Below are 6,540 nucleotides of genomic sequence, written 5' to 3' on the forward strand. Positions count from 1 at the left end.
GAACCCTAAGAACCCACCCCTACTCGACAACTCGATCCCCCCACAGGACACACACTGGCCGCACCGGGCGAGGGCCCGGACCGGAGGCACCCTACGAAGGGAGGCCTTGAATCCGGACCGGTTTCCCACGGCGCGCCCTCTGTGATTCACGCCACACGCATGCAGGTGCGCGTTGCCGGGGTCAGGCCGTTGACAAACTTGCACCAGCGAAGAGATCGTGCGCCTCTGGTTCCTTCCATCACCGCCGACAGCAAGGACCTACGCCTTGATCTCGAAGCGTCCCTTACGCATGCCCTGGCCACCCGGGCCCGCTCTCGCCGCCGGCGTCGCCGCACTGTCGCTGGGCGCAGGCCTGATCGTCTCGCCGCCGCTCGCGTACGCGTCACCCGTCGCCGGTACCGGCACCACCACCGCCCCGGCCCCGGCCCCGAAGCCCGCCCTCACCGAGGCCGAAAAGGCACTGACGGCAGCCCAGGCGCAGGCCAGGAGCACCGGACAGCGCGTGCCCGTCGATCACCTGACCACCGCGAGCTCCCAGACCTTCGCCAACCCCGACGGCACCCTCACCAGCGACACCGCACCGGTGCCCGAACGGGTCAAGGACGCGGCCGGCAAGTGGCGGGGAATCGACGCCACGCTCCGCCTCCAGGCGGACGGTTCGGTCGCGCCCGTCGCCGTGCCGTCCCGGCTCGCCTTCTCGGGCGGTGGCACCGGCCCCATGGCCGCCGTGACCACCGCTGACGGCAAGAAGTTCGCCCTCAAGGCCCCGTTCCCGCTGCCCAGGCCCACGCTCAACGGCGACAGTGCGCTCTACCGGGAGGTCCTGCCGAACGTGGACCTCGAACTGCGTGCCACCACCCTCGGCGGGTGGCGCCAGATCCTCGTCGTCCGCACCCCCGAGGCCGCCGCGAACCCGGCCGTCAAGAAGCTCCAGTTCGGTGTCGAGACCGAGGGTCTGACCGTATCGGCCGACAGCGCCGGAAACCTCAAGGCCGCCGACGCACAAGGCCGGACGCGCTTCTCCGCACCGACCCCGATGATGTGGGATTCGGCCACGTCTACACCGAAGGCCTCGGGGGCGCGGGCCATGGCCGCCGAAGGGGAGCCGGCCCAGGCCTCCAGCACGGACGGCCCGGGCGCCGGTGCCGCCGTGCGGAAGATCGCGGCCACGGCCGACGCGAAGGGCATCCAGCTCGTCCCGGACGCGGCGCTGCTGAGTCAGGGCACCGGCCCCTGGTACATCGACCCGGGCGTGAACCCGGTGGCCGACAGCACCACCCAGGCCTGGTCGCAGGTGCAGGAGGCGTACGCGGACGCCAATGAGTACAACGGCACCACCGACGGCCAGGACAGGCCGGCCGCAGGCTACTGCGGCTACGACGTCGGCAACCCGCCCTGCACCGGGATCGGCCGCACCCGCGCCTACTTCCAGGTCGGGATCAACTCCACGATCCACGGCGCCGAGGTCCTGGAGGCGCGGCTGCACGCCACGGTCGTCTCCTCCTCCAGCCCCTCGACCGCCACCCCGATGGGCCTGTACTGGACCCCGCCGATCAGCAACCCGACCAGCTGGAACCGGCAGCCCTGCGACAAGAACTCCCGGATGGGCGGCTGCGCCAAGATCGGCGGCATCTACATCTCCGGGTCCGGCGAGATCTCCTACGACGTCAAGACCCAGATGACGGCCGCCGCCAAGGAGCGCTGGCAGAACTTCACCTTCGGTCTCGCTCCGGACGACGAGTACAACAAGTACTACCGTCAGCGCTTCAGCAACACCCCGCACATCGTCGTCAAGTACGACATCACGCCTACGGTCTGGTGGCCGCGCACCCGCCCCGCACCCGGCTTCGCCGACACCGGCGCGTACCACGACTGCTCGATGCCCGGCACGGCCAACCCGTGGGACAACCCGGGCTGGGTGGGGGCCAACACCGACATCACGCTGACGACGGCCACCTGGTCACCCACCAATCGACAGCTCCAGACCACGTTCAAGGTCTGGGACGACGATGCGGGCCAGGCCTCCACGTTCTGGCCGACAGGCTGGCAGGGCAGCTACGGCGATGTGACCGTCAATGTCGGCAAGGGCGTGGACGGCCACCAGTACGGCTGGCTGGCCAACACCACAGATGACACGCTGACCAGTGAGAACACCTCTCTCTGCTACTTCCGCGTCGACCGGACCCCGCCGACCGCCGCCGTCACCTCCACCGACTTCCCGGCGTCCGGATCCGTCGACGCCCACCCCAAGAAGGCCGGCCAGGAAGGAACGTTCACTCTCCACGGCACCGATCCGGCACCGCCTGGCGGCGGCCGCTCCTCCGGCCTGGCCTGCGCCCGCTGGACCACCGACGCGGTCAAGGCGGCGGCCACCAACTGGAAGTGCACCGACACCGACCCCGGCATCGTCAAACTGACGAACGGCGCGGCAGACATCAAGGTCACCCCGCCCCGCTGGGGCACCAACTTCGTGTACTTCCAGACCCAGGACGTCGCGGGCAACTTCTCCCAGCCGGTCGCCTACAGCTACTACGCGCCGTCGGACCCCAATGCCCCGGCCCCGATCTTCGGGGACATCAACGGTGACCGGAAAGCAGACGTCCTCCTACCGGACGGTGCCGGCAACCTCCTCCAATTTCATGGAGGGGGAGACCCGTCCTCGGCAGTCAAGGCCGAGTTCATGAGCCGCCCGGAGACCGGCTGGAGCGGGCTGCAGATCAGCCACCGCGGCAGCCTCGGCTACAAGAACGTGGACGACCTCCTCGCCCACCAGCCGGGCGCCGGCGACCTGCACGTCTACACCAACGACGGCAACGGCGGCCCCTTCGACAGCCAAGCGCCGATCTCGGTGCAGAAGCCCTCCGGGTGCATGACCCCCACCCTGGACCCGCTCGACTGTGCGGAACACGGGTACGGAACCGACTGGTCCAAGGTCACCCAGATCGCCGCCCTCGGCTCCCTCAACGGAGACAGCGCGAAGGATGGCGCCCTGCCCCGCACCTCGATCCTCTTCGTCGAGAACGGCCGACTCTGGCTGGCCCTCGCAGGCAACACCAACCAGTTGCGCCCCCAAGCCATCCTCCTCTCCGCCAACGACAACCGCTGGGACGCATACGACCTCATCACCCCCGGCCGCGCCCAAGGCACCGACTTCCCCACCCTCTGGGCCCGTTCCAAGGCCGACGGAACGCTCCACGCCTTCTCCGTCCAGGGCACCCCGCAGGCCCCCGACCTCACCGGATTCACCGACCCCGCCGCGGGAGCGATCGCCGGCAAGGTCGACCCCCAGGCCTACCCCCGTGTCGGCTCCGACGGTGACCTCACCGGTGACGGCGTACCCGACCTGTGGGCCGTCGGCGCCGACCAGCAGCTCGTCTCCTTCAGCGGGATCGGCACGGCCGCCCCGCACCCCTCCGTCACCGGCATCGACCCGGCCGTCGTCCCGCTCGGCAACCTCAACACGCCCCGGTTCCAGTGGCTGCTGACCGGCCAGACCGGCAGCACCACCCCGAGCAAGGTCGGCAGCAACCCGGCCACCGCCTCCGGGATCACCTGGCCCACCGAGACCGTCGACGGCCGCAGCACCCCGTACGCCGCCTTCAGTGGCACCGGCTCGACCCTCACCGCCGGGACGGGGGCCGACAAGGTGATCGACACCCGCAACAGCTTCACCATCAGCACCTGGGCGAAGGCGGGCTCGGGCGGCGGCATCGTCCTCGGTCAGGACGGCAACCGCAGCAGCGCCTTCACCCTCTACGCCGACCCCGCCACCGGCCGGTGGCAGTTCGCCCTGGCCCGGGGCGACCAGGACGGCTGGGCGTACGACTGGGCCGACCAGGGCAACGCGGCCGCCCGCTTCGTCCCGGGCGCCTGGACCCGGCTCACCGCCGTCTACGACGCCGGCACCGGCCGGACGGGCCTCTACGTGAACGGCGTCCTCGCCGCCAGCGGCCACCACGACAGGACCACCAGCCCCGCCCCCGTCGGGCCCCTCGTGGCCGGGCGTTACAAGGTCAGCGGGCAGCCGGACTTCTTCGGCGGCTTCACCGGTGGCCTCAGCAACCTCGCCGTCTACCCGTACGCGGCCGCACCCGCCGCCCCGGGCGCGGCTGGCAAGATCGCCTCGGCCGCGGCGGCCGCCACCTGCGCCGATCTCAACGAGGCCCGCGCCGACGACGGCAACAAGATCCAGGTCTGGGGCTGCAACGAGACCGACGGCGGCGCCGCCCAGCGGTTCGAGGTGCGCGGTGACGGCACCGTACGCGTCCAGGGCAAGTGCCTCGACACCCAGAACGCCGGGACCGGCGACGGCACCCCGGTCCTGCTGATGACGTGCAAGGGCACGCCCACCCAGCAGTTCCACCCCCGCGCCGACGGCAGCATCCACCACCCCGCCTCCGGGCGCTGCGTGGACCTCGCCAACGCGAAGACCGACGCGGGTACGCCGCTCTGGCTGTGGCCGTGCAACGGCACCGGTCCTCAGCGGTGGAGCGTGCCGGCGCTGGCCACGGCGCCGCTGCCGGTGGCCGACCCCAGGCCGGCCGGGTAGAGCGCTGCCTCGAGCGGCCGCCTTCCCCCCTTGTGCGGGGAGGCGGCCGCTTCCGTGCGCGTGTGTGTCGGGAGGTCACAAGGTGGACTCCAGGGCCTGGATGCGGGTGCGCAGGGTCGGGGGTGGGGGGGTCGGGGTGTGGGACCAGAGGGTGAGGGCGGCTCGGTAGGCGTCCAGGGCGGCGCGGGGGCGGGAGAGGCGTTCGAGGACCTCGCCGCGCAGGTGCTGGGCGTGGGCGGCCAGTTCGAGGGCGGTCGATGCGAGGGTGTCGGCCGTGGCGGAAGGGGTCGGTGGGGCTTCGGGGCTGCGGGAGGCCTGGAGGGCTGCGCGCCAGGCGCGGCGGTAGGAGTCCGCCGCGCGGTCGAGGCGCTCCAGGGTGCGGGTGTGGGCGTGGATCTCCTGCTGGAGGTCGCCGTGGTCGCGCCAGGCGCGGGCCTGGTCCAAGGGGTGGCGGCTGTGCCGGACGGCGAGTTCGAGGAGGTACTCGGCCTCGCGCAGGTCCACCAGGTCGTTCTCGTACGTGTGGCGCAGGCGCAGGCCCGTGGCCAGGCTGAGGAGGCGGGCGGCTGAGCGGGGGTCGGACTGGGGAACCGCGGCGCGGCTCTCGCGCAGCACCCGTACCGCCGTCGACGCGAAGCGCCGGCCGTCCTCGGCGCGGGCCCGGTCCAGCAGGGCCTCGCCCCACTCGGGGAGCAGTTCGCCGTACGCGTCCCCGTCACGCGGGATCAGCCGTCGGGCCCTGCCGTACGCGTCGGCGGCCGCCTCCAGGGCCGCCGGGTCGCCGTCGCGGGCGTACCGGGCCCGGTGTACGCGGGCCAGGCAGACCAGGCCCGCCAGCCGGAGTTCGGGGTCGCCGGCCGCCTCGTCCAGGGCGGCGGACAGCTGGCCGGGGGCCTCGTCCAGCCGGTCGGGCAGGTGGCGCAGGGCGGCCGCCAGGTCCAGCCGGGCGCGGGCCAGGGCGGACCTGGCCGAGGGGTCGGCGTCGCGGAGCAGGGACGCGAGGGCGGTGGCGAGGTGGGTGGCGGCGCGGCGGGCCAGGGGAAGGCGGTCGGCGGGGGTCGGGGTGTGGTCCAGGAGGGCGAGGAGCACCCGGCCCAGGGCGGCTTCCAAGGCCGCCTCCAGGGTTGCTTCCAGGGCTACCTCCGGGGCGACGAGCGCTCCCGCCGGAGCGACGAGCGCTCCCGCCGGAGCGACGAGTGCTTCCGCCGGCTCGGGCACGGCGGCCACCGGCCCTCCGCGGTCCGGGCCACCGGCCTCCCGGTCACCGTGATTCGGACCGCCGCCTTCCGGGCGTCCATGATCCGGGCCGCCGCCTTCCGGGCCTCCGCCTTCCGGGCCGCCGCGATCCCGGCCTCCGCGGTCCGGATCGCCGACGTCCCGGCTCCTGCCGTCCCGCGTCCCATCGTCCAGGCCCCCGGCATTCGGCCTCTTGCCAACCCGACCTCCGGCGTCCCGGCCTTCGGCGTCCCAACCTCCATCGTCAGGGCCTCCGCCGCTCCGACCCTCCGCGTCCGGCTCCTCGCCCCCCGGGGAGCCGTCCGCACCGGACTGCCGGTCCGAGCCCGACGGCCCGTCCGACCCCGACGCCCCCTCCGCCCGGAGCGCCGACTCCAGGGCTGACAGGGCCTCGCGTAGCGGGGCCGGGTCGTTCTGGAGGTTGCTCAGGAGGGTCAGGGTCCGGGCTCGGCGGACCACGCAGTCCAGGCGGAGGGTGCGGTCCAGGCCGGGTACGGCGGCTACCGCCGCGAACTCCGCGTCCGCGGCGGCCAGGAGGGACTCCGCCTCCTCCCGGGAGACCTCGGCCAGGGCCAGGCCCCCCTCCGCGCGCTCGTACAGCACCCGGCCCAGCAGCGCCCGGGCGCGTTCCCGGCCGGGCAGGGCCGCGGCGGCTCGGGCGGCGCGTTCGGCCTCGGCCAGGAGGTCGGGGTCGCGCTGGAGCGCCCACAGGCGCAGCAGGGCGCCGGCCAGTTCGCACTCGGCCTCGCCCGGGC

At 73.2% G+C, this 6,540-nt stretch carries 1 protein-coding gene and 1 pseudogene; one reads left to right on the forward strand and one right to left on the reverse strand.

Translation table 11 applies throughout. From position 1 onward, the window contains the following. Positions 1 to 289 precede the first annotated feature (289 nt). The gene (locus GPJ59_RS10530; protein ID WP_219666285.1) at positions 290 to 4,549 is read left to right on the forward strand and encodes a ricin-type beta-trefoil lectin domain protein; all 4,260 of its coding nucleotides are present in this window, start codon (positions 290 to 292) and stop codon (positions 4,547 to 4,549) included. A 75-nt stretch (positions 4,550 to 4,624) separates the two neighbouring features. Here the strand turns inward: GPJ59_RS10530 and GPJ59_RS10535 are convergent. After that, positions 4,625 to 6,540 (reverse strand): annotated as a pseudogene (locus tag GPJ59_RS10535) (hypothetical protein); the annotation flags it as partial.

The sequence above is a fragment of the Streptomyces bambusae genome (genome assembly GCF_019400985.1).
GTDB lineage: Bacteria > Actinomycetota > Actinomycetes > Streptomycetales > Streptomycetaceae > Streptomyces > Streptomyces bambusae_A.

What these genes read in the sequence shown, in the direction of transcription:
- GPJ59_RS10530 (WP_219666285.1), top strand. Translation starts at nt 290, where the DNA reads ATGCCCTGGCCACCCGGGCCCGCTCTCGCCGCCGGCGTCGCCGCACTG.